The following is a 21,470-nucleotide window of genomic DNA, read 5'->3' as shown; positions in this document are numbered from 1 at the left end:
ATGAGCTTCCGCATGCCCCCCGAGTGGGCCCCGCACGAGCGCACCTGGATGGCCTGGCCCGGACCCAACCCGACCTTCTCCACCGACGAGGAGCTGGCCCGGGCCCGCGCCGCCTGGGCGTCCGTGGCCCGCGCCGTGCGCCGGTTCGAACCCGTGACGATGGTGCACGGACCGGGTCAGGGCGCCACGGCGCGTGAACTGCTCGGCCCGGACGTCGACCTGGCCGAGCGGGAGCTGGACGACGCCTGGATGCGCGACATCGGCCCCACCTTCGTCACCGACGGCCGTGAACTGGCCGCCGTGGACTGGGTGTTCAACGGCTGGGGCGCCCAGGACTGGGCCCGCTGGGAGCATGACGCCAAGATCGCCCGCCAGGTCGCGGACCTGGCCGGGGCACCCGTCCTGAGCAGCACCCTGGTCAACGAGGGAGGCGCGATCCACGTCGACGGCGAGGGCACGGTCCTGCTCACCGAGACCGTCCAGCTCGGTGGCGGCCGCAACCCCGGCTGGACCCGGGAGCAGGTCGAGGCGGAGATCCACGCCAAGCTCGGCACCACCAAGGCCATCTGGCTCCCGCACGGCCTCACCGGCGACTACGGCGTCTACGGCACCCAGGGCCATGTCGACATCGTCGCCGCCTTCGCCGGGCCCGGCACCGTGCTGGTCCACAGCCAGCGCGACCCGGCCCACCCGGACCATGCCCGCTCCCAGGAGTACCTCGGCCTCCTGCGCGCCGAGACCGACGCGAAGGGCCGCCGCCTGGAGGTCGTCGAGGTCCCCGCGCCCACCACCCTGGAGGCCGACGGCCACTGGGTCGACCACTCCTACATCAACCACTACCTCTGCAACGGCGGTGTGGTGCTCTGCGCCTTCGACGACCCGCGCGACGAGACCGCCGCCGGGATCTTCCGCCGGCTCTTCCCGCAGCGGACGGTGACCCTGGTCGACGCCCGTACGATCTTCTCCGGTGGAGGTGGCATCCACTGCATCACCCAGCAGCAGCCCAGGATCCCGAGGAGTTGACCGATGGCCGGTGCGGCACGGGCGCGGAAGAACGCGCCGCCGCGCGAGGAGGTGCTCGCCGCCGCCATGGGCATGATCGCCGAACGTGGTCTGGAGCGGCTCACCATGGCGGCGCTCGGCCGGGAGGTCGGTATGAGCAGCGGACATCTGCTCTACTACTTCCGCACCAAGGACGAGCTGCTGCTGCAGACCCTGGAGTGGAGCGAGGGCCGGCTCGGCGCCGAGCGCGGGCGGCTGCTGGGCCGCCCGGGTACGGCGCGTGAACGGCTCGACGCGTATGTGGATCTCTACGTCCCCGACGGCCACCGCGACCCGCACTGGACCCTCTGGCTGGAGGTCTGGAACCGCTCGCAGAGCGCGGCCGAGGAATCGGAGGCCCGCGACCGCCAGTCCGCGATCGAGGGAGCCTGGCACCGCGATCTCGTCGCGCTGATCGCGGAGGGCGTGTCCCGGGGCGAGTTCCGCCGGGTCGACCCGGACCGCTTCGCGACCCGGCTGCGGTCCCTGATGGACGGTTTCGCCATCGACGTGGCCGTCGGGGTCAGGGGATCCGACCGAGCGTATGTTCTCGGCCATGTACGGGAGTTCCTGGACGAGGGGCTCCTCGCGGACGTCTGACCTCGCGCCCGGGTTGTACTCAATTCGGGGGATTGACCCTGTCTCCCGTGGTGCGCTTGTCTCGACCGGAGCCCTCGGCGCAGGGCCGGGGGAGCAGCGTCATACGGGGAACGCAGGGGGAAGCGTGTTCACAGCCATGTCTGAGGTGTCGGCCGCGGTGGGGCCGCGCGGGGTGTCGGCCGCGCGGGTGTCGCGCGGGGTGTCCGTCGCGGTGGTGACCGGGGCGCTGGTCGCGCTGTCGGCCCCGTCCGCGGTACCGGCCCCACAGCCGCGGACCGAGCGGGTCACGGTGTCGGCGACGGGGGAACAGGGCGACGACAACGCGTACGGGCCGCAGTTCAGCGCCGACGGCCGGTTCGCGCTCTTCACGGCGTACGCGTCCAATCTGGTGCCGGGCGACACCAACAAGAGTTCCGATGTCTTCGTGCGCGACCTGCGCAGGGGGACCGTCGAGCGGGTCGATGTGGCCTCGGACGGCGGCCAGGCCGTCGGCGGGGAGTCCTCCGCGCGGGCCATCAGCGCCGACGGGCGGTACGTCCTGTTCAGCTCCAACGCCAGGAACCTGGTCCACTGGGACCACCCGCCCGCCGACGAGGCGGCCCAGGACGTCTATCTGCGCGACCGCCGCACCGGCCGCACCCAGCGGCTCAGCGTGGCCCTCGACGGCGGTTCCGCCTTCACGGCGAACGCCACCATGTCGGCGAACGCCCGCTACATCGCCTTCAACGCCAAGGCCGACCGGATGGAGCACAACCCCGGCGACCTCTTCGGCGCGGTCTACGTCCTGGACCGCCGCACGGGCACCGTCGAACGGGTCAGCAGGCGCGACCGCCCGACCGATCCCTCGCTCCTGAGCGCCATCAGCGCCGACGGCCGCTATGTGTCGTACACCCAGATGGTGCCGCGCAGCGGGAACGGCGCCACCTGGGTGCACGACCGCCGCACCGGCACCGAGGAGCGGGTCAACGTCAAACCGGACGGCACCCCGGCCGAGCACTACGCGAACTCCGTCACGCTCTCCGCGGACGGCCGGACCGTCGCCTTCCAGTACTGGGGCGACGACCTGGTCCCGGGCGAGACCCAGGACGACGGCACCCATGTCTACGTCCGTGACCTGCGCACCGACGTCACCCGGCGGATCGACGCGGCTCCCGCCGGCGGGAGCGGGCCCCGCTACCCCCTGCTGGACCCGGACGGCCGCCACGTGGTGTACCAGGCGGACCCGCGGCTCGCCGACGGTCGGCTCGGACCGGCCAACGTCTATCTCCGCGACCTGCGCACCGGCGCCACCCGTCTGGTGAGCACCGCCGTCTCCGGCGGACCCGTCACGGACGACTCCGTGGAGGCCTACTCGGTCGGCGCGGGCGGGCACCGCATCGGCCTCGGCAGCGACTCGTCCCAACTCGTCCGGGGCGACACCAACGGCCATTACGACGGCTTCGTCCGCCGCGTCCGCTGAACGAGGGAAAGCCGAACCGCAAGGAATCCAGGGGGACTTCCATGCACCGCACACGCCGAACACACCGCATGCGTCACATACGCCGCACGCACCGCCTCTGCGCCGCTACCGCCCTCGTGGCCGCGCTCGCCGGCACCGCTCTCCCGGCCGCGCACGCCGACTCCGCCGCGCCCCGCACCTCCAGGGTGAGCACGGGGCCGGGCGGCCGGGAGGCCGACGGCGCCTCGTCCGCGCCCGCGATCAGTGCCGACGGCCGGTACGTCGTCTTCGTCTCGGCCGCCGACAACCTGGTCAGGGGCGACCACGACGGCGTCGCCGACGTCTTCGTGCGCGATCTGCGCACCGGCCGCACGCAGCGGGTCGCCGAGGGCCCGGCCGAGGCTCCCGCGCTCAGCGCGGACGGCCGCTACGTGGTCCTCGCCACCAGGGCCGCGCTCGCGAAGGGCGACGACAACGGCCTCGACGACATCTACCTCGTCGACCGCGAAACCCACCGCACCGAGCGCATCAGCACCGGCCACGCGGCCGAACCGCCGTCCTACCGGCTCAACTACGACCCGGCGATCAGCGCGAACGGCCGCTATGTCGCCTACAGCACCGCCGCCGCGGACGCCGCGCCCGGCGACACCAACGGCCGTGACGACGTGATCGTCCACGACCGCGTCACCGGGCGGAACGAACTGGTCCAGTACCGCACCGACGGCACCCTCGGCGACAGCGCCTCCTTCCTCACCTCGTTCGGCGCGAACGGCCGCTACGTCGCCTTCACCACCGCCGCCCAGCTGGACCCGGCGCACGAGTGGACCCACGGCACCAACGTGTACGTGCGCGACCGCGCCCGGGGCACCACCGAGCAGGTCAGCATCCCCACCCGCTTCGTCTACAAGAGCGGCTCCTGGGGGCCGTCGACGAGCGCCGACGCCCGCTATGTCGCCTTCTCCTCCAACGTGGACAGCCTGGTGGCCGGCGACACGAACAAGACGACCGACGTCTTCGTCTTCGACCGGAAACTGAAGACCACCCGTCGGCTGAGCACCGCGGCCGACGGCGGTCAGGCGGACGGCGCGAGCCAGGGCGTGAGCCTCAGCGCCGACGGCCGCCGCGCCGCCTTCGTCTCCAGCGCCGACAACCTGGTCCCCGGGGACACCGACGGCGTCGCGGACGTCTTCGTCAAGGACCTGCGCACGGGCGCCGTCCGGCGGATCGGCCTCGCGGCCGACGGCTCGCAGCCCGACGGGGCGTCAGACGCGGTCTCGCTGAGCGCCGCCGGTCGCGCGGCCTTCTCCTCGACGGCCACGAACCTCGTCCCGTACGACACCAACGGCGTCGCCGACATCTTCGTGGGGCACCTGCGGTGACCAGCGCGGTGCTCGCATCCTGAGACGGGCGGTGAGTGCGGGGGCGGGTTGTGCCAGACTGCCCCCGTGCTCTCGTTCGCCATGATTATTGGCAGCAGGCGCGCCGGTCCGCAGTGACCGCCACGTACGACCAGGTACGGGCGGACACCGTCGTTCTCGACCCGCGCGCAGACCTCTCGCACCCGCGAGGGGTTTTTCGCTTTTCTGGCCCCACCCACAGCCGGGAAGGCAGCGCGAGGGATCATTGGAGGACGGTGGAGCCGGTCATTCCGGTACGACCGAGATCCAACACAGGAGCCTTGACACCATGACCGAAACCAGCGAGCTCGACGATTCGTTCCACGTCTTCGACACCACCCTGCGCGACGGCGCGCAGCGTGAGGGCATCAACCTCACCGTCGCCGACAAGCTCGCGATCGCACGGCACCTGGACGACTTCGGCGTGGGCTTCATCGAGGGCGGCTGGCCCGGCGCCAACCCGCGGGACACCGAGTTCTTCGCCCGCGCCCGCCAGGAGATCGACTTCAGGCACGCCCAGCTCGTCGCGTTCGGCGCCACCCGCCGCGCCGGCGCCAAGGCGAGCGAGGACCCGCAGGTCAAGGCGCTCCTGGACTCGGGCGCCGAGGTGATCACCCTGGTCGCCAAGTCCCACGACCGGCATGTGGAGCTGGCGCTGCGCACCACGCTGGACGAGAACCTGGAGATGGTCCGCGACACGGTCTCGTACCTGAGCGGGCAGGGCCGCCGGGTCTTCGTCGACTGCGAGCACTTCTTCGACGGCTACCGCGCCAACCCCGAGTACGCCAAGGCCGTCGTACGGGCCGCCGACGAGGCCGGGGCGTCCGTGGTGATCCTCTGCGACACCAACGGCGGCATGCTCCCCGCCCAGGTGCAGGCGGTGGTCTCCACGGTCCTCGCCGACACCGGCGCCCGGCTCGGCATCCACGCCCAGGACGACACCGGTTGCGCGGTCGCCAACACCCTCGCCGCCGTCGACGCGGGCGCGACGCATGTGCAGTGCACCGCGAACGGCTACGGCGAGCGCGTCGGCAACGCCAACCTCTTCCCGGTCGTCGCCGCCCTGGAGCTGAAGTACGGCAAGAAGGTCCTCCCCGACGGCAAGCTCCGCGAGATGACCCGCATCTCCCACGCCATCGCCGAGGTCGTCAACCTCACCCCCTCCACCCACCAGCCCTACGTCGGGGTCTCCGCCTTCGCGCACAAGGCCGGTCTGCACGCCTCCGCGATCAAGGTCGACCCGGACCTGTACCAGCACATCGACCCCGAGACGGTCGGCAACACCATGCGGATGCTGGTCTCCGACATGGCAGGCCGCGCCTCGGTCGAGCTGAAGGGCAAGGAACTCGGCGTCGACCTCGGCGGCGACCGCGAGGTGGTCGGCAGGGTCGTCGAGCGGGTGAAGGAGCGGGAGCTCAGGGGCTACACCTACGAGGCGGCCGACGCGAGCTTCGAGCTGCTGCTGCGCGGCGAGGTCGAGGGCAAGCCGCTGAGGTACTTCGAGGTCGAGTCCTGGCGGGCCATCGTCGAGGACCGCCCCGACGGTTCCCACGCCAACGAGGCCACGGTCAAGCTCTACGCCAAGGGCGAGCGCATCGTCGCCACCGCCGAGGGCAACGGCCCGGTCAACGCCCTCGACCGCGCCCTGCGTGTGGCCCTGGAGAAGATCTACCCCCAACTGGCCAAGCTCGACCTCGTCGACTACAAGGTCCGCATCCTGGAGGGCGTGCACGGCACCGAGTCCACCACCCGCGTCCTGATCTCCACGTCCGACGGCAGCGGCGAGTGGTCCACGGTCGGTGTCGCGGAGAACGTCATCGCCGCGTCCTGGCAGGCCCTGGAGGACGCGTACACCTACGGACTGCTGCGGGCCGGGGTGGAGCCCGCGGAGTAACTCCCGTTGGGGGGCTCGCGTGAGAATCCGGACCAGAACCGTGCGCTGGTGGACGTTCGTCGGCCCGAACCCCTCGGTGCCCTGTGTCCACGACGGAACCGTCTACGTCGTGGGCCTCAGAGTGTGGGCCGTCGAGGCGGCCGACGGACTCGTCCGGTGGAGCACCAGCGAGATCGGCCACCTCGCCGCTCCCGCCGCGTCCGGTGACACCGTCTATGTCGCGGGCCAGGGCAGATACGGGGGGAACAAGTTCTACGCCCTCGACACCGCCGACGGCCGAGTCCGCTGGCGCCGGCGGATACCCGCCGTCTCGCTGACGTCGCCCGTCGTCGCGGACGGCCTGGTCCACCACGTCGACGGCAGCCGCCACCTGCGCACCTTCGACGCGGCGACCGGGCGCCGCCGTCGGCGGGTGAGGTACCGGCGCGGTGGGGCGAACCTGGCGGGGCCCGTGCTGGCCGACGGCACGTTGTACGTCGTCGAGGACGGGGGAACGGTCCGGGCCCTCGACCCGGCCACGGGCGCCGTCCGCTGGCAGCGGCCCACCGGCGTCGATGGTGCCGTCACCCCCCTGGTCCACGACGGCACCCTGTATCTGGGCGGAAGGCATCACCGCGAGGTGCACGCACTGGACGCCGCCACCGGTGAGCAGCGCTGGTCGGCGTGGCCGTACCTCGTCCGCGGTGGCTTCGACACCACCCCGGCGATCCACGGCGACACCCTCTACATCGCCGGCAGCGACTCTCGCCTTTACGCCCTGAACGCGACCACCGGCAAAGCGCGTTGGCGTGTCACCGCCGACAGCTCCATCCGTTCCGCCCCCGTGGTGGCCGACGGCAAGGTGTACTTCGGCACCAGGCTGGGGCAGGTGTGGGCGATCAGGGCGGACAACGGCCAGGTCCGCTGGCAGGCGAAGGCAGGTGGAGACGTCAGGTCATTGGCGGTGGCCGACGGCCGGGTCCACGTCTGCAGCGACACCCACCTCTACACGCTGGACGCGTAGCCGCGGGCGAGCCCGGTCTCCTGGCAGCCCGGCGAGGGCGTGCGCGCGTTTCAGCAGGAGTCCGCGGCGAGCTTCTCGAACGCGGCCCGGCTCATGACCCGCCCGTCGGCCCAGACCTGACCGGGCTTCAGTTTCTCGATGTCCTCGGTGGAGAAGTCGGCGATCCCGTTGTACGAGTCGCCGACGATGTAGTGGCCGAACGTCAGCGAGTAGTGGTGCTCGGGCAGCAGGCGCTGAGCGCCCCGGTGGCGGGCCTTCCAGTCGGCCGGCGGCGAGAACAGCGGGAAGTCGGCGTCGCCGTGCAGGTTCTCCCTCTTGACGCCCCACCCCGTGGTGCTCGGCCCGTCCTCCGCGGCCCCGGCCCATCCGTCCAGCCACGGCTTCATGTACTCGTCGTCCCCGCACGGCCTGATCAGCGCGTACGGCACCCCGTCCGCCCCGGCCCGCACCCCGGCCAGCGGCAGATCGACCGCCCCGCACCCGCTCAGCATCAACACCCCGCCCACGACTCCGGCCACCGCCGCCCCCGCACGTCTCATGCCTCGAACATGCCATCGTCCGGGCGCCGTTCGGCCACGATCGCGCACCGCTTCGAAATCGGTTCACCCGCGTCCACCCCGTCGGGTACGGTCGCGAGGTCGTTCTCCCAGGCTGAAGGCAGGTTGCTCCATGGCATGTCGTATCGGTGAACTCGTCCTCGGTTGCCGGGACCCCGAACTGCTGGCGCGTTTCTGGTGCGAGGTCCTGGACTATGTCGTGGTCGAGCGCGGGGAGGGCTGGGCGGAGATCGGGACGCCGGAGGGGTTCGGCGGTCCGCAGCCCACGATCTTCTTCAGCCGCAGGGACGAGCCGGAGCCGGGCAAGTCCCGGCTGCACATCGACGTCAACCCCACCGACCGCGACCAGGACGCCGAACTCGAACGCCTCCTGGAGCTCGGTGCGCGTCCGGCCGACATCGGTCAGACCGGGGAGGAGCCCTGGCATGTCCTGATGGACCCCGAGGGCAATGAGTTCTGCCTGCTCAAGGCTCGCATCAAGCCTCTGTGACACTCGTCCGGTGTGAGCTCGGGGCTGCGGGGTGTCTTGACGGTTCTGTGTGCTCCCAGTTCACTCACGGCGTGAAGTAAGCCATGAGTGGACCACGAGAGCCAAGGGGGAAGCTCCATGCGAAGAACCGCCCTGCTCGCCTCCGCCACACTCCTCGCCGCCCTGATCCCACTGGCGTCCGCACGGGCGGCCGACGACCCGCCGCCCGTGCCCGTCGACCTCTTCGAAGGTGAGGTCCCCTTCGCCTCCCAGCCCGCCGAGGGCATCTTCACCTGGGGCGGCGACAGCGACGATCCGCCCCGACTCGCCCTGACCGCACGGCCGGACGCCCCCCAGGGCGAGAAAGTCCTCACCGGCACCTACGACATCAGCGGCTACGGCGGCTTCACCCACGACTACGCCGCCGACCTGCCCGCCCACGACTGGTCCGCCCACCAGGGCATCCGCTTCTGGTGGGACGGCGAGAACAACGGCAAGAAGGTCGCCTTCGAGCTCAAGGACGGCGGTGCGAACGGCGAGGCCTCCGAACTCTGGACGACCTCCTTCACCGACGACTTCACCGGCTGGAAGGAGATCGAGCTCCCCTTCACCGACTTCCAGTACCGCACCGACTACCAGCCCGTCGGCGGCATCGACCACGTCCTCGGCCTCACGCAGATGTGGGGGTACGCCGTCACGCTCCCCGTCGGCGTCCACGGCACGTTCGCCATGGACGACGTCGAGTTGTACGGCAGGGCCGACCAGTCCCTGCGGGCGGGCGTCACGACCGACTCGGCCGTCCACCCGGTGCGGGAAGGCGGCACGGCCACCGTCGAGGTCACCGTCGCCACCACCGGCTCCGCGCCCCTCGACGACCCGGTGACCGTCGCGTACGAGACCGGCGGCGGTACCGCCGACCCCGGCAGGGACTACACGCCCGTCACCGGCACCCTCACCTTCCCGGCCGGCACGGCCTCCGGCGCCACCCGGACCATCAAGGTCCCCACACTCAGGGACAAGGCCGCCGAGCCCGCCGAGACCATCCCCCTGAAGCTGACCGTGACCGGCGCCAAGCCGCCCGCCGAGAACCCGCAGATCGTCATCGACGCGCACGGACTGCCGTATCTGGACCCGAAGTTGCCCGTGCGCAAGCGCGTCGCCGATCTCCTGTCCCGGATGTCCCTGGAGGAGAAGGCCGGCCAGATGACCCAGGCCGAGCGCGGGGCCGTGGGGGAGGGCGCCGACATCGCCACGTACGGCCTCGGCTCGCTGCTCTCCGGCGGCGGCTCCACCCCGACCCCCAACACCCCGGCCGCATGGGCCAGGATGATCGACGGCTTCCAGCTCCGCGCCCGGGCGACCCGCTTCCAGATCCCGCTGATCTACGGCGTCGACGCCGTCCACGGCCACAACAACCTGGTGGGCGCCACGATCATGCCGCACAACATCGGCATCGGCGCGACCAGGGACCCTCAACTCGCCGAGAGGACCGGCGCGGTGACGGCGTCGGAAGTCCGCTCCACCGGCATCCCCTGGGACTTCGCCCCCTGTCTCTGTGTCTCCCGCGACGAACGCTGGGGCCGCGCCTATGAGTCCTTCGGCGAGGATCCGGCGCTCGTCGAGTCGATGGAGACGATCATCCAGGGTCTCCAAGGCCCCGCCGACGGGCGGGAGTTGAAGGACGACGACAGAGTCCTCGCCACCGCCAAGCACTTCGTCGGCGACGGCGGCACCGAGTACGGCTCCTCCACCACCGGCACCTACACCATCGACCAGGGCGTCACCAAGGTCACCCGGCAGCAGCTGGAGGCCGTCCACCTGGCGCCGTACGAGAGCGCCGTGGACCGGGGCGTCGGCACCGTCATGCCGTCCTACTCCTCGCTCGACATCCTCGGTGACGGCCGGGGCCCGGTGAAGATGCACGCCCGCGGCGACATGATCAACGGCGTCCTCAAGGGCCGTATGGGCTTCGACGGCTTCGTCATCAGCGACTGGGACGCCGTCAACCAGCTCCCGGGCGACTACGCCACCCAGGTCACCACCGCCGTCGACGCCGGCGTCGACATGATGATGGTGCCGTACTCCTACAAGGACTTCAGCGCCACGCTCGTCGACCAGGTCAAGGCGGGGAAGGTCGACCGGAAGCGGATCGACGACGCCGTGGCGCGCATCCTGACGCAGAAGTTCCGGCTCGGCCTCTTCGAGCACCCGTACGCCGACACCACCAACGCCCCGCAGATCGGCTCCACTTCGCACCGGGCCGTCGCTCGACAGGCCGCCGCCGAGTCGCAGGTGCTGCTGAAGAACAGTGGGGGAGTGCTCCCGCTGAAGAAGAACCAGAAGGTGTACGTCGCCGGGTCCGACGCCGATGACCTCGGCAACCAGACCGGCGGCTGGACCGTCACCTGGCAGGGCGCGTCCGGCACCCACACCCGGGGCACGACCATCCTCGACGCGATGCGCAAGGACGGGGACGTCACCTACTCCGAGGACGCCTCCGCGCCCACGGCCGGCTACGACGTCGGTGTGGTCGTCGTCGGAGAGACCCCGTACGCCGAGGGCGTCGGCGACGTCGGCAACGGCCATGACCTCCAGCTGTCCGCCGCCGACAAGGCAGCCGTCGACAAGGTGTGCGCGGCCATGAAGTGCGCGGTGCTGATCGTCTCCGGGCGCCCGCTGCTGATCGGTGACCGGCTCGGCGAGATCGACGCCCTGGTGGCGTCCTGGCTGCCGGGCACGGAGGGTGACGGCGTGGCCGACGTGCTCTACGGCAAGCGGCCGTTCACCGGCCGACTCCCCGTCACCTGGCCCAAGTCCGAGGCCCAGCTGCCGATCAACGTCGGCGACGCCTCGTACGATCCGCAGTTCCCCTACGGCTGGGGCCTGACCACCCTGACCAAGATCCCGGACGGCGGCGCGGCGACCCTCGGGGCGCTCGCTGTGGCCGCCGCGGCGGCGGAGAAGGCCGGGGCGGACAGGACCGGCCGCGAGCTGGTGCTGAAGGCCAGGCTGATCGTCCAGCGGAAGGCGGACGCCGGTATCACCGCGGCCGTCGCGAAACCCTTCGCCGAGGCCGACCATCTGACGCTGACCGGCCGGTACGGGGCGGCCGTGGAGCGGCTGATCGCAGCCTGGAAGGCCGACTGATCTGGAGCCATGAACTATTTTGGGAGGCTTCGGGTAGCTTCGAACCATGAAGCGCGGCGTACGGACCCGAAGCCTCCCGGGGCTGCTGCTGGCCCTGGTGCTGGCCGCCCTGACCGTCCTGGCGACAGGCGCCCCACCGGCCTCCGCCGCCACGAGCGTCTCGACGATCGCGCGGGCCCTGCGGGAGAACCCCGTCTACGTCGACCCGGCCGCCGAGGCCCAGCTCTCCGCGGCGGACGCCGACGCCCTCGCGAAGAAGATCAAGGATGCCGGCAAGCCCGTCTTCGTCGCGGTCCTCCCCGCCGACTACCCCACCGCCGGCCTCTTCACCGACCTCCGTACCGCCACCGGGATCACCGGCCTGTACGCGATCCGCCTCGGCGACCGCTTCGACGCGCGCGCCGACTCCTCCGTCATGCGGCGCACTGCCGTACGGAACCTCGTCACCAGCGTCCAGGGCGACAGGGACGCGGGGAGCCAGCTGACCGACTTCACCGACCGCGCCCTCACCAACATCGGCGGCTCGGCGCCGTCGAGCTGGGGTTCCTCGTCCGGCTCGGGCGGGGTGTCGTCCACGGCGCTGATCGCCGTGGGCGCGCTGGTGGTGGCCGGCGGCGGGGGCGCGTACGCACTCGTCCGGCGCAACCGCCGCCGCCGGGCCGAGGAGCAGCGGGCCTCCCTGGAGCGGCTGCGCGTCGTGGTCGACGAGGACATCACCGCCTTCGGCGAGGAACTGGACCGCCTCGACTTCCACCCGGCGGAGGCGGGCGCCGACGACGCCATGCGCGCGGACTACGAGCGCGCGCTGGACGCCTACGAGCAGGCGAAGTCCGCCATGGCCGCCGCGGCGAGGCCCGAGGACGTCCGGTCCGTCACCCAGGCCCTGGAGGACGGCCGCTTCAGCCTCGCCCAGCTCGCCGCCCGCCGCGCGGGGCGTCCCCTGCCCGAGCGCCGCCCGCCCTGCTTCTTCGACCCGCGCCACGGCCCGTCCGTCGCGGACGCCACCTGGACGCCCCCGGGCGGCGCCCCGCGCGAGGTCCCGGTCTGCGCCGCCGACGCGACCCGTCTCGCCGACGGCCGCGACCCCGTCATCCGCGAGGTCGACACCGATCAAGGCCGCCGCCCCTACTGGGACGCGGGCCCGGCCTACGGCCCCTGGGCGGGCGGCTACTTCGGCGGCGGCCTCCTCCCCGGCCTCCTCGTGGGCACCCTCCTCGGCAGCATGATGGCGACCCCGTCGTACGCGGCCGACTACGGCTCGGGCTACGGCGACTTCGGCGCCGGCGGCGGCTACGCCGGCGGCGACACCTCCGGCGCGGACTTCGACCCCGGCGACTTCGGCGGCGGCTTCGGAGACGGCGGGGGAGGGGACTTCGGGGGCGGTGGCGATTTCGGGGGCGGCGGCGGGGACTTCGGCGGCGGCTTCTGAGCGAGGGCGACTACGGGTCCTGGCGCCGTACCTCCGCGTCGGCCAGCCGCTCCATCAGCGCGGCCGCCAGCTCCAGCACCCCCCGCTCGGTCGGGGTCAGCGAGGTCAGGGCCTCGGACAGCCAGGCGTCCCGCTCCGCCATGTCCCGCTCCACCGCCCGGTGCCCCGCCTCCGTCAGGGAGAGCACGGACTGACGGCGGTCGACCGGGCCCGGCTCGCGGACGATCAGCCCCTCCGCCTCCAGTTCCGCGAAGACCCGGGTCAGTGACTGCGGCCGCTGCCGCTCGCCCGCCGCGACCTCGCCCGGGGTGGAGGGGCCGTGCCGGAGCAGATGGCCGAGCACGGAGAGGGGGTTGGGACTGAGGCTCCCGGCGCCGCGCTCCTGCCGCAGCCGACGGTTGAGACGGATGATGCCGCGACGGAGGCGGGCGGCTTCGGGGAGCAGAGGATCCATGACGATCAATCGTACTCGTACGCGAATACTTACTATCCATCTCCCTTCTGGCCCCGTATCGTCAGGCAAGTGGCAGAAAAACTATTACGCAATGCGTACGAAGCGGGCCTGACGATGGCCGCGGTCCTCCTGTGCTGGGCCGCCGCCCTCGTCCTGGAGAGCACCGTCCGCCTCCACACCGACGTGCTCGTCCTCGCGGTGGCCCTGACGCTCACCCTCTCCTCCACCCAGCGCACGGCGGACACCCGCCGCAGGCTGGCCGGTCTTGTGCTGCTCCCCGCCACCGCCGGAGCCTCGATCTTCCTGGGCCGGCTGCTCGCCTCCCACTACGCGATCGGCGCCGCCGTCTACACGGCCGGCATGGCCCTCGCCATCTGGATCCGCCGCTACGGCCCCACCGCCACGAAGGCCGGCACGCTGATGGCGCTCCCGCTGGTGGCCCTGCTCGTCGTGCCCGGCCCCGCGTTGCCGCCCGAGGCGCAGAGCGGGCTGGTCACCTGGGGCTGGTCGGCGCTGGTCGGGGCGCTGGCGTGCGGGTGTGTGTGGCTGGTGCAGGGCCTGGGGGACCGCTTCGGCCCCTATCGCGCGGAGCCGGCCGACGTACCCGAACCGCCCCGGCGGCCGTCCCGGCTCCACCCCCGTCCCAGCACCCGTATGGCCCTGCAGATGGCGGCCGGTATCGCCGCCGCGTTCGTCCTCGGCCACCTCCTCTTCGACGACCACTGGCCCTGGGTGGTCCTCACCGCCTACGTCGCGGCGAGCGGCAACCGCGGCCGGACGGACGTGGTGCGCAAGGGAGTCGAACGCCTCGCCGGGGCCACGGTCGGCACCCTCCTCGCGACGGGCGTGGCGGCGGCGGGCGCCACGGGCCACGCCGCCGTGGCCCTGATGTTCACCGTCCTCACGGTCGCCCTGTGGCTGCGCCCCCTGAGCTACGCCTACTGGGCGGCCGGCATGACCTGCGCCCTCTCCCTCCTCCTCGGCTACTTCGGCCAGAACGCCCAGCATCTGCTGCCGACCCGGCTGGAGGGCATCGCCGTGGGCGCGGCACTCTCGGTGGCGTCGGCGTGGTGGCTGCTGCCGGTACCGCGGCGAAGGACGGTGGCCGCGCGAGCCGTCGTACGGCCGAACAAGGCCTCGAATCAGGCCATTTGACCGATACCGATCGGATCGCGAGCGCTCCTACCCTCCCCCCATGGGGGACGAGCGCGGCGCCCCGGGCTCACCCGCCGCGGTCAGGATCGGCACCACCCTGCCGGCACGGGACCACCCGTACGTCGAGATCACCCTGCGGGCCACGGTCGTGGCACCCGCCGTCGTGACGGGGCCCGCGAGGGCTACCAGGACCTGATCCTCAACGTCGACTCCGTACCCGGCGCCCTCCTCGTGCCCGAGCACCGGCGTGCCCTCTGCGTCCACGCGGCCGTCTGCAACTGCTGCGCACCGCGCACGGCGACCGGCCTCAGCGCGTCCGGGGCACGACCAGTCCGGACTCGTACGCCATGACCACCGCCTGGGTGCGATCGCGCAGGCCCAGCTTGGACAGGATCCGGCTGACATGTGTCTTCACGGTCTCCTCGCCCACCCCCAGCCGATCGGCGAGCTCCGGATTGGACAGCCCCTGCGCGAGCAGCCGCAGTACGTCCGTCTCGCGCGGGGTGAGCTCGCCGAGCCGGCCCCGCGCCGGTGCCCTGGGGCGGATCCGCGCGAACTCGGCGATCAGCCGGCGCGTGATCGCGGGCGCCAGCAGCGCCTCGCCGGCGGCGACCACCCGTACCGCCTCGAACAGCCGCTCCGCCGTGACGTCCTTGAGCAGGAACCCACTGGCCCCGGCGGCCAGCGCGTCGTACACGTGCTCGTCGAGGTCGAAGGTGGTCAGGACCAGAACCCGCGGCGGCCGCACGGTGTCCTGGAGCCGCGCGGTCGCCCTGATGCCGTCCATGACCGGCATCCGTACGTCCATCAGGACCACGTCGGGCTCCTGCTCCCGGCACACCCGCACCGCCTCGGCGCCGTCCCGCGCGGTGCCGACGACCCTGAAGTCGGCCTGGGTGGCGAGAAGTCCGGCGTAACCGGCGCGGACCACCTCGTGGTCGTCGGCGACCACGATCCGGACGGCCGTGCCGGGGCTGCCTGTGCCGGACCCCCGGTCCATCCCCGTGGTCACGTCAGTGCCTCCGCGTGGGCCGGGAGACGGGCCTCCACCAGGAAGCCGCCGCCGGGGGCGGGGCCGGTGCGCAGGGTGCCGCCGACGGCCGCCGCCCGCTCGCGCATGCCGAGGAGGCCGTGACCGAGGGAACCGGAAGACGCCGGCCCCGGACCGTTGTCCCGGATGCGCAGTGCCAACTCGGCTTCCCCGTACCGCAGTTCCACATCCACGGCCGCACCCGGCGCATGCCGGCGCGCATTGGTGAGCGCCTCCTGGACGATCCGGTACGCGGTGACCTCGATGCCGGGGTCCAGCGGGGCGACGGGCCCGCTGACGATCAGCCGTGTCTTCGACCCGGCCGCCTCCCGCGCCCCGTCGAGCAGTTCCAGCAGCTGCCCGAGCCCCGGCTGCGGCGCCCGCTGCACGCCGGGGTCGGCGTCCTCGCGCAGCACGCCCAGCAGCCGCCGCATCTCCGTCAGCGCGCCACGCGCCGTGTCCCCGATCGCCAGGAAGCGGGCGGCGCCCTCGGGCGGCAGACCGGCGGTGGTCAGCCGCGCGTTCTCCGCCTGCACGGCGATCATCGAGATGTGGTGGGCGACGACATCGTGCAACTCCCGTGCGATACGGGCCCGTTCACCGCGAGCGGCGTGTTCGAGCCGCGAGTCCGCGAACGCCCGCTCGGTGGCGGTGTGGGCCAGTGTGGTGTGGCGGATGTGATGCGTGACGCCGGTCGCCGCGGCGGCGGAGGCGGAGGTGGCGAGCAGCACGGCGACGACCCGGGGCGCGTCCCCGTGACCGAACAGCGCGACGACGACGTACGGCACCGCGAGCAGGCCGCCGAGCAGCGGGTGTCCGGTCCGCGCGAGGACGTACACGCAGACCAACTGGGCGACGGCGGCGCCGAAGGTCAGCGCCTGGAACGGCACGAGGGCGAGGACACAGGCGGCACTGACGGCGAGTGCCGCCACGGCACGACTGCCGACGCGCCCGGCCCCGAGGACGAAGGCGAGGGGCACGGTGGTGGCGAGCGCCAGCAACAGCACGACGGCGAGACTGCTCCGGGGATCACCGCTGCGGACCAGCCCCTCACCCACAGCGAGCACCGCCAAGCCGGCGGGCGCCACCCACTGCGCGTTCCTCAGGGCCGCGCCGCCGAGCCCCGCGCCCCCGCTCCCAGCCCATTCCCCCCGCACACCCGCTCCCCTGCGCTCGCCCACGGGTCATTGTGCCCACCCCCCTCGCCCCCGGCGTCCCCCATGTGAGGGACCTCCCCGGCGTGACGACACCGCCCGGTCGTCGCCCCTAGCCTCCCTCCCCATGAGCGACGCAACGATCGAAGTCCGCGGTCTGCGCAAGCGGTTCGGCAAGACCCTCGCGGTCGACGGCCTCTCCTTCACGGTCGAGCCCGGCACGGTCACCGGCTTCGTCGGCCCGAACGGCGCCGGCAAGTCCACCACCCTGCGGACCCTCCTCGGCCTCGACGCCCCCGACGAGGGCCGGGCCCTCATCGGCGGCCGCCCCTACCACGCCCTGCGCACCCCCCTGCTGGAAGTCGGCGCCCTGCTGGACGCGGCCGCCCTGCACCCGGCCCGCCGGGGCCGGGACCATCTGCGCTGGATGGCCCACTCCCACGGTCTGCCCCTGCGCAGGGTGGACGAGGTCCTGGAACAGGCCGGCATGGAGTCCGCCGCGCGCCGCCGGGCCGGCGGCTACTCCCTCGGTATGCGCCAACGCCTCGGCATCGCGCTCGCGTTGCTGGGCGACCCCCCGGTGCTGCTCCTCGACGAGCCCGTCAACGGCCTCGACCCCGAGGGCATCCAGTGGATCCGCGGCCTGCTGCGCCATCTCGCCAGCGAAGGCCGGGCGATCCTCGTCTCCAGCCACCTCATGAGCGAACTCGAGGACACCGCCGACCACTTGGTGGTCATCGGCCGCGGCCGCCTGATCGCCGACACGGCGGTCGCCGACCTCCTCGACGCGGCCTCCGGCGACCGGGTCCGGCTGCGCACCGACGCCCGTGCCGAGGCGATGGAACTCCTCGCCCGCTCGGGCGCCACCGTCGCCGTCACCGACCGCGACACCCTCACCGTCGACGGTCTGCCCGCCCGCCGCATCGTCGAACTCCTCGGCGCGGCCGGTGTCCCCTTCTCCGAAGTGGGCGCCCACCGGGCGACCTTGGAAGAGGCCTACATGGAACTGACCAGGGACGCGGCCGAGTTCACGGCGACCGCCGGCACGGACGAGGTGACCCCGTGACCACCACGATCACCCCGTACCGCTCCCGGCTCCAGCCCGCGCACGCGGGCTTCGGCGGCCTCCTGCTCGCCGAGTGGACCAAGTTCCGTACCGTGCGCGCCTGGACGATCGTGCTGGGCGTGGCCGCCGTCGCCACCGCCGCCGTCTGCCTGCTCGGCGCCGCCGGCTCCAGCACCGGCGGCGGCGCCCAGGACACCTACGGCCCCGACGGCACGGCGGTCGTCGACGTCTTCCGCTACACCCACCGTCCGCTGACCGGGGACGGCACCCTCACGGTCCGGGTCACCGGCCTGAGCAGCGCCGACGGCAGGACCGTCGAACCCTGGGCGAAGGCAGGGCTGCTGGTGAAGCGGAACCTCACCCCGGGTTCCGCGTACGCGGCGGTCCTGGCCACCCCCACGCACGGCGTCCGCATGCAGTGGGACTTCACCCACGACACGGCCGGTTCGCGCACCGACGTCACCACCACGCCCCGCTGGCTCCGCCTGACCAGGACCGGCGACCACCTCACCGGCTACGAATCCCCGGACGGCCGTACCTGGACGAAGATCAGGGACGTACGGCTGCCCGGCCTTCCGCACACCGTCCAGGTCGGCCTGTTCACCGGCACCCCGCCGCACGAGGACGTCCGCCGCGCCTTCGGCGGCACGAGCGAGACGTACGACGGCGGCCAGGCCACCGGCACCTTCGACCACCTCTCCCTCCGGGGCACCTCCGCCGCCTCCTGGGCCGGCACGGACATGGGCCCGGCCCTCCCGGACGGCCCCGCGCCCCACAACGCCCCGCCCGCCGGCACCACCACCGTCTCCGCGTCCGGCACCTACACCCTCACCGGCCACGGGGACATCGCGCCCGCCCAGGACGGCCCCGACACGGTCCAGATGAGCTTCCAGGGAGTCTTCTTCGCCGTTCTGTTCATGGTCGCCCTCGGCACCCTCTTCGTGACCGCCGAGTACAAACGGGGCCTGATCCGGACCACGTTCACCGCGACCCCGGCCCGGCTGAAGGTCCTGGCGGCGAAGACCGTGGTGATCATCGCGGTGACCTTCACCACCGGCCTCGCGGCCGTCGCCGTCGGCTTCACCCTCGCCCAGCACGCCCTGCGCTCCAACGGTTTCACGCCCCCGCGCTTCCCCGAACTCTCCGTCCTCGACCACCCGGCCCCGCGGGCGGTCGTCGGCAGTGCGGCCCTGCTCTCGCTGGTGGCGGTCCTGGCGCTGGCGGTGGGCGTGATCCTCCGCAACAGCGCGGGCACGATCGCGACCGTCGTCGTCCTCGTACTGCTCCCGCAGATCCTCTCCTTCGCCCTCCCGCTGCCCGCCGCGCAGTGGCTGCTGCGGGTGACACCGGCGGCGGCCTTCGCGGTCCAGCAGGGAGTCACCCGCTACCCCCAGGTCACGTACAACTGCCTGCCGGAAAGCGGCTGTTACCCCCTCTCCCCGTGGCACGGCCTCGCCGTCCTCGCCGCCTACACCGCCGCCGCCCTCCTCCTGGCGGCCTGGAGCCTGCGCCGGAGGGACGCATGATCCGCAATCTGCACGCGGAGTGGACGAAACTCCGTACGCTGCCGAGCACTTGGTGGCTCGTGGCCGCGACGGTCGTCCTCACGGTGGCCGTGGGCGCGGCGGCGACCTCGTCCCTCACCACGCACATCTGCCCGACCCCCGAGGCCTGCCACGAGGACACGGTGAAGCTGAGCCTCAGCGGTGTCTGGCTGAGCCAGGCGACCTGCCTGGTCCTCGGGGTGCTCTCGATGGGCTCGGAATACGGCACGGGCACCATCCGCACGACCCTCACGGCGATGCCGACGCGGCGGCGCGTCCTGGCCGCCAAGGCGGCGGCCCTCGCCCTGCTCACGGCGGCGACGGGGGCGGTGGCGGTCCTCACCGCCCTGTGGACGGCGAAACTGATCCTCCCCGTGCACGGCCCCACCGTCCGCGCGACGACCGGCTCGGTCCTCGTCCTCGCCCTGGTCGCCGTCCTCGGCCTGGCCCTCGCCACCCTCCTCAGAGACACGGCGGCGGCCCTCACCCTGGGCCTCGGCCTCCTCTACGTCGTCCCCCTGACCATCGACCTCATCCACTCCCACACCTGGCAACACCGCCTCCAGCACTGGACCCCCATGCCGGCGGCCCTCTCCATCCAGGCGACCCGCGACCTGGACCACCTGGCGATCGCCCCCTGGCCCGGCCTGGGCGTACTGGCGGCCTACGCGGCGGGCCTGCTGACGGCGGGGGGAGCACTGTTCGGGGCGCGGGACGCGTAGGACGGCGACGACCGGACCGCGCCCGTCGCCTCCTCGGCCCCGCCCCTCGGGCGCCGCCCCCTTCTAGGACAGCCCCCGGCCTACTACCTCCCTACGGTCCGGTCATGACCGCACGCACCCCGGAAGGACCCCGGGCCTTCGCCTGCACCGACGACCTCGACGCCTGGCTCGCCGAGCGTCCAGCGCCGCATCCCGGTCTCTGGGTGAAGGTCGCGAAGAAGGGGTCGGGGATCGTCTCCGTGGACTGGGTGGAGGTGAACGACGTCGCCCTCTGCCACGGCTGGATCACCGGCCGGCGCAAGGCGCTCGATGCCTCCCACTTCCTGCAGAAGATCACTCCGCGCCGGCCGGGCAGCCTCTGGTCGATGGTCAATGTGCGCCGGGTGGCCGAGCTGACCGCCGACGGCCGTATGCGTCCCGCCGGCCTCGCCGAGGTGGCCGCCGCCCAGGCGGACGGGCGCTGGGCGGCCGCGTACGCCTCGCAGAGGGAGGCCGACGTGCCCGAGGACCTGGCGTCCGCGCTGGAGCGCCACCCCGAGGCCGGAGCGGCCTTCGAGGCCCTGGGCCGCACGGCCCGCTACCAGGTGATCTTCACCCTGCTCACGGCACGCACCCGGAAAGGCCGCACGGCCCGGCTGGAGGCGGCGATCGCGCGGCTCAGCCTTCCACCGCCTCCTTCGCGAACCTCATCAGCCGGCTGAAGTCGATCGCTCCGGGATCTCCATGATCGTTTTCCGGGACGTGGGTGTGTCCGCACACCCCCTTGAAGCCGTTCCACTCCCGCCCGTTCATCCGCTGGCCGCCGGCGTTCCCGAACGACTGCGGATACGGCGGCCACGACGCCGGCCCGCGCAGCGGCACGTCGTGCTCCTCGTGCATCCACGCCAGGAACCGCCCGACCGCCACCAGAGCCCACTCGGGCGCCTCGGGCCAGAAGACGTGTCCCTTGCCCGCCGTCGTCCAGCGGGTGTGCGTGGCGGGGTCGCAGGTGCCGACCAGTTCGGTCTGGCAGACGTTGAGCGTGTTGGTCTCGACGCCGCCCGGCAGGTTCCGCAGGGCGCGCGAGGAGACGTCGATGTCGAAGTGCTGGTACCAGACGAGCTTTCGTGCGGCGAGGTCCGGCACCGCCGTGAGATTCGGCGCGATGAGGCCGCCCTGGTAGTCGGGCAGGGTGCGCCCCTCCGTGGTGTGCAGAACGACGACGTTGACCTCCATCGCGTCGCCCGGGTACCGGTTCTGGTACCAGTGGGTGCGGTCGGCCGCCGGGTAGTGCTGTGGTCCTGATTTCCTGGTCATGTGTCCCCCTGGGGCAGTGCTCCCACGGACATGACCGAGCGCCCGCCCTTCTGATACAGGGGCGGGCGCTCTCG

General features: G+C 72.5%; 20 protein-coding genes. 15 read left to right on the top strand and 5 right to left on the bottom strand.

What is annotated here, in order from left to right; all coding sequences use genetic code 11:
• From ABZT17_RS23770 to ABZT17_RS23745, 6 genes are all read left to right on the top strand, one after another.
• Window positions 1-1,023 (top strand): agmatine deiminase family protein, encoded by a 1,023-nt coding sequence (locus tag ABZT17_RS23770; RefSeq protein WP_356351580.1) that lies wholly within the window; start codon window positions 1-3, stop codon window positions 1,021-1,023.
• A gap of 3 nt (window positions 1,024-1,026) precedes the next feature.
• Window positions 1,027-1,641 (top strand): TetR/AcrR family transcriptional regulator, encoded by a 615-nt coding sequence (locus ABZT17_RS23765; RefSeq protein ID WP_356351579.1) that lies wholly within the window; start codon window positions 1,027-1,029, stop codon window positions 1,639-1,641.
• 136 nt (window positions 1,642-1,777) lie between these two features.
• Window positions 1,778-3,100, top strand: a complete 1,323-nt coding sequence (locus ABZT17_RS23760; protein ID WP_356351578.1) for a hypothetical protein — start codon at window positions 1,778-1,780, stop codon at window positions 3,098-3,100.
• A gap of 68 nt (window positions 3,101-3,168) precedes the next feature.
• Window positions 3,169-4,458, top strand: a complete 1,290-nt coding sequence (locus ABZT17_RS23755; protein ID WP_356351577.1) for a hypothetical protein — start codon at window positions 3,169-3,171, stop codon at window positions 4,456-4,458.
• Between the two features lie 307 nt (window positions 4,459-4,765).
• Window positions 4,766-6,370, top strand: a complete 1,605-nt coding sequence (gene cimA, locus ABZT17_RS23750) for a citramalate synthase (RefSeq protein WP_356351576.1) — start codon at window positions 4,766-4,768, stop codon at window positions 6,368-6,370.
• 19 nt (window positions 6,371-6,389) lie between these two features.
• Entirely contained in the window at window positions 6,390-7,373 is a 984-nt protein-coding gene (locus ABZT17_RS23745) for a PQQ-binding-like beta-propeller repeat protein (RefSeq protein WP_356351575.1), read from the top strand.
• Window positions 7,374-7,423: 50 nt separating this feature from the next.
• On the opposite strand, the gene ABZT17_RS23740 is transcribed toward ABZT17_RS23745, so the two are convergent.
• Window positions 7,424-7,912: a hypothetical protein gene (locus tag ABZT17_RS23740; RefSeq protein ID WP_356351574.1), complete on the bottom strand. Its 489-nt coding sequence runs from the start codon at window positions 7,910-7,912 to the stop codon at window positions 7,424-7,426.
• Between the two features lie 130 nt (window positions 7,913-8,042).
• Between ABZT17_RS23740 and ABZT17_RS23735 the strand changes: the two genes are divergently transcribed.
• From ABZT17_RS23735 to ABZT17_RS23725, 3 genes are all read left to right on the top strand, one after another.
• Complete coding sequence (locus ABZT17_RS23735; RefSeq protein ID WP_356351573.1) at window positions 8,043-8,420, top strand: VOC family protein; 378 nt, start codon at window positions 8,043-8,045, stop codon at window positions 8,418-8,420.
• A gap of 117 nt (window positions 8,421-8,537) precedes the next feature.
• Window positions 8,538-11,546: a glycoside hydrolase family 3 N-terminal domain-containing protein gene (locus ABZT17_RS23730; RefSeq protein WP_356351572.1), complete on the top strand. Its 3,009-nt coding sequence runs from the start codon at window positions 8,538-8,540 to the stop codon at window positions 11,544-11,546.
• Between the two features lie 46 nt (window positions 11,547-11,592).
• Window positions 11,593-12,975: a hypothetical protein gene (locus ABZT17_RS23725; RefSeq protein WP_356351571.1), complete on the top strand. Its 1,383-nt coding sequence runs from the start codon at window positions 11,593-11,595 to the stop codon at window positions 12,973-12,975.
• A 10-nt stretch (window positions 12,976-12,985) separates the two neighbouring features.
• Here the strand turns inward: ABZT17_RS23725 and ABZT17_RS23720 are convergent, their stop codons facing one another.
• Entirely contained in the window at window positions 12,986-13,429 is a 444-nt protein-coding gene (locus ABZT17_RS23720; protein WP_356351570.1) for a MarR family transcriptional regulator, read from the bottom strand.
• A gap of 114 nt (window positions 13,430-13,543) precedes the next feature.
• Here ABZT17_RS23720 and ABZT17_RS23715 point away from each other — a divergent pair, with 114 nt between their 5' ends.
• Both ABZT17_RS23715 and ABZT17_RS23710 read left to right on the top strand, forming a co-directional pair.
• Window positions 13,544-14,584, top strand: a complete 1,041-nt coding sequence (locus ABZT17_RS23715) for an FUSC family protein (RefSeq protein WP_356351569.1) — start codon at window positions 13,544-13,546, stop codon at window positions 14,582-14,584.
• A gap of 40 nt (window positions 14,585-14,624) precedes the next feature.
• A complete protein-coding gene (locus tag ABZT17_RS23710; protein WP_356351568.1) occupies window positions 14,625-14,780 on the top strand; it encodes a hypothetical protein in 156 nt (51 codons plus the stop codon).
• A gap of 111 nt (window positions 14,781-14,891) precedes the next feature.
• On the opposite strand, the gene ABZT17_RS23705 is transcribed toward ABZT17_RS23710, so the two are convergent.
• On the bottom strand, window positions 14,892-15,584 hold the full coding sequence (locus ABZT17_RS23705) for a response regulator transcription factor (RefSeq protein WP_356351605.1): 693 nt from the start codon (window positions 15,582-15,584) through the stop codon (window positions 14,892-14,894).
• A gap of 8 nt (window positions 15,585-15,592) precedes the next feature.
• Window positions 15,593-16,702: a sensor histidine kinase gene (locus tag ABZT17_RS23700; RefSeq protein WP_356351567.1), complete on the bottom strand. Its 1,110-nt coding sequence runs from the start codon at window positions 16,700-16,702 to the stop codon at window positions 15,593-15,595.
• Window positions 16,703-16,895: 193 nt separating this feature from the next.
• On the opposite strand from ABZT17_RS23700, the gene ABZT17_RS23695 reads away from it, so the two are divergent.
• The 4 genes from ABZT17_RS23695 (at window position 16,896) to ABZT17_RS23680 (ending at window position 20,801) form a co-directional block, all read left to right on the top strand.
• A complete protein-coding gene (locus tag ABZT17_RS23695; RefSeq protein WP_356351566.1) occupies window positions 16,896-17,834 on the top strand; it encodes an ATP-binding cassette domain-containing protein in 939 nt (312 codons plus the stop codon).
• A complete protein-coding gene (locus ABZT17_RS23690; RefSeq protein WP_356351565.1) occupies window positions 17,831-19,360 on the top strand; it encodes a hypothetical protein in 1,530 nt (509 codons plus the stop codon). The genes ABZT17_RS23695 and ABZT17_RS23690 overlap by 4 nt, the downstream gene beginning before the upstream one ends.
• Window positions 19,357-20,100 carry an ABC transporter permease subunit gene (locus ABZT17_RS23685; protein WP_356351564.1) on the top strand — a complete coding sequence of 248 codons (744 nt, stop codon included), beginning with the start codon at window positions 19,357-19,359 and terminating at the stop codon, window positions 20,098-20,100. Before ABZT17_RS23690 ends, ABZT17_RS23685 begins: the two co-directional genes overlap by 4 nt.
• Before the next feature lie 104 nt (window positions 20,101-20,204).
• Window positions 20,205-20,801 (top strand): YdeI/OmpD-associated family protein, encoded by a 597-nt coding sequence (locus tag ABZT17_RS23680; protein WP_356351563.1) that lies wholly within the window; start codon window positions 20,205-20,207, stop codon window positions 20,799-20,801.
• On the opposite strand, the gene ABZT17_RS23675 is transcribed toward ABZT17_RS23680, so the two are convergent.
• Entirely contained in the window at window positions 20,758-21,396 is a 639-nt protein-coding gene (locus ABZT17_RS23675; protein ID WP_356351562.1) for a hypothetical protein, read from the bottom strand. The genes ABZT17_RS23680 and ABZT17_RS23675 overlap by 44 nt on opposite strands.
• Between the last annotated feature and the right edge of the window lie 74 nt (window positions 21,397-21,470).

Origin of the sequence: Streptomyces sp. NPDC005648, from assembly GCF_040605395.1 — a bacterium.
GTDB lineage: Bacteria > Actinomycetota > Actinomycetes > Streptomycetales > Streptomycetaceae > Streptomyces.
Note: the sequence above shows the minus strand (reverse complement) of the source record. Positions and strands in the feature narration are given on the sequence as shown.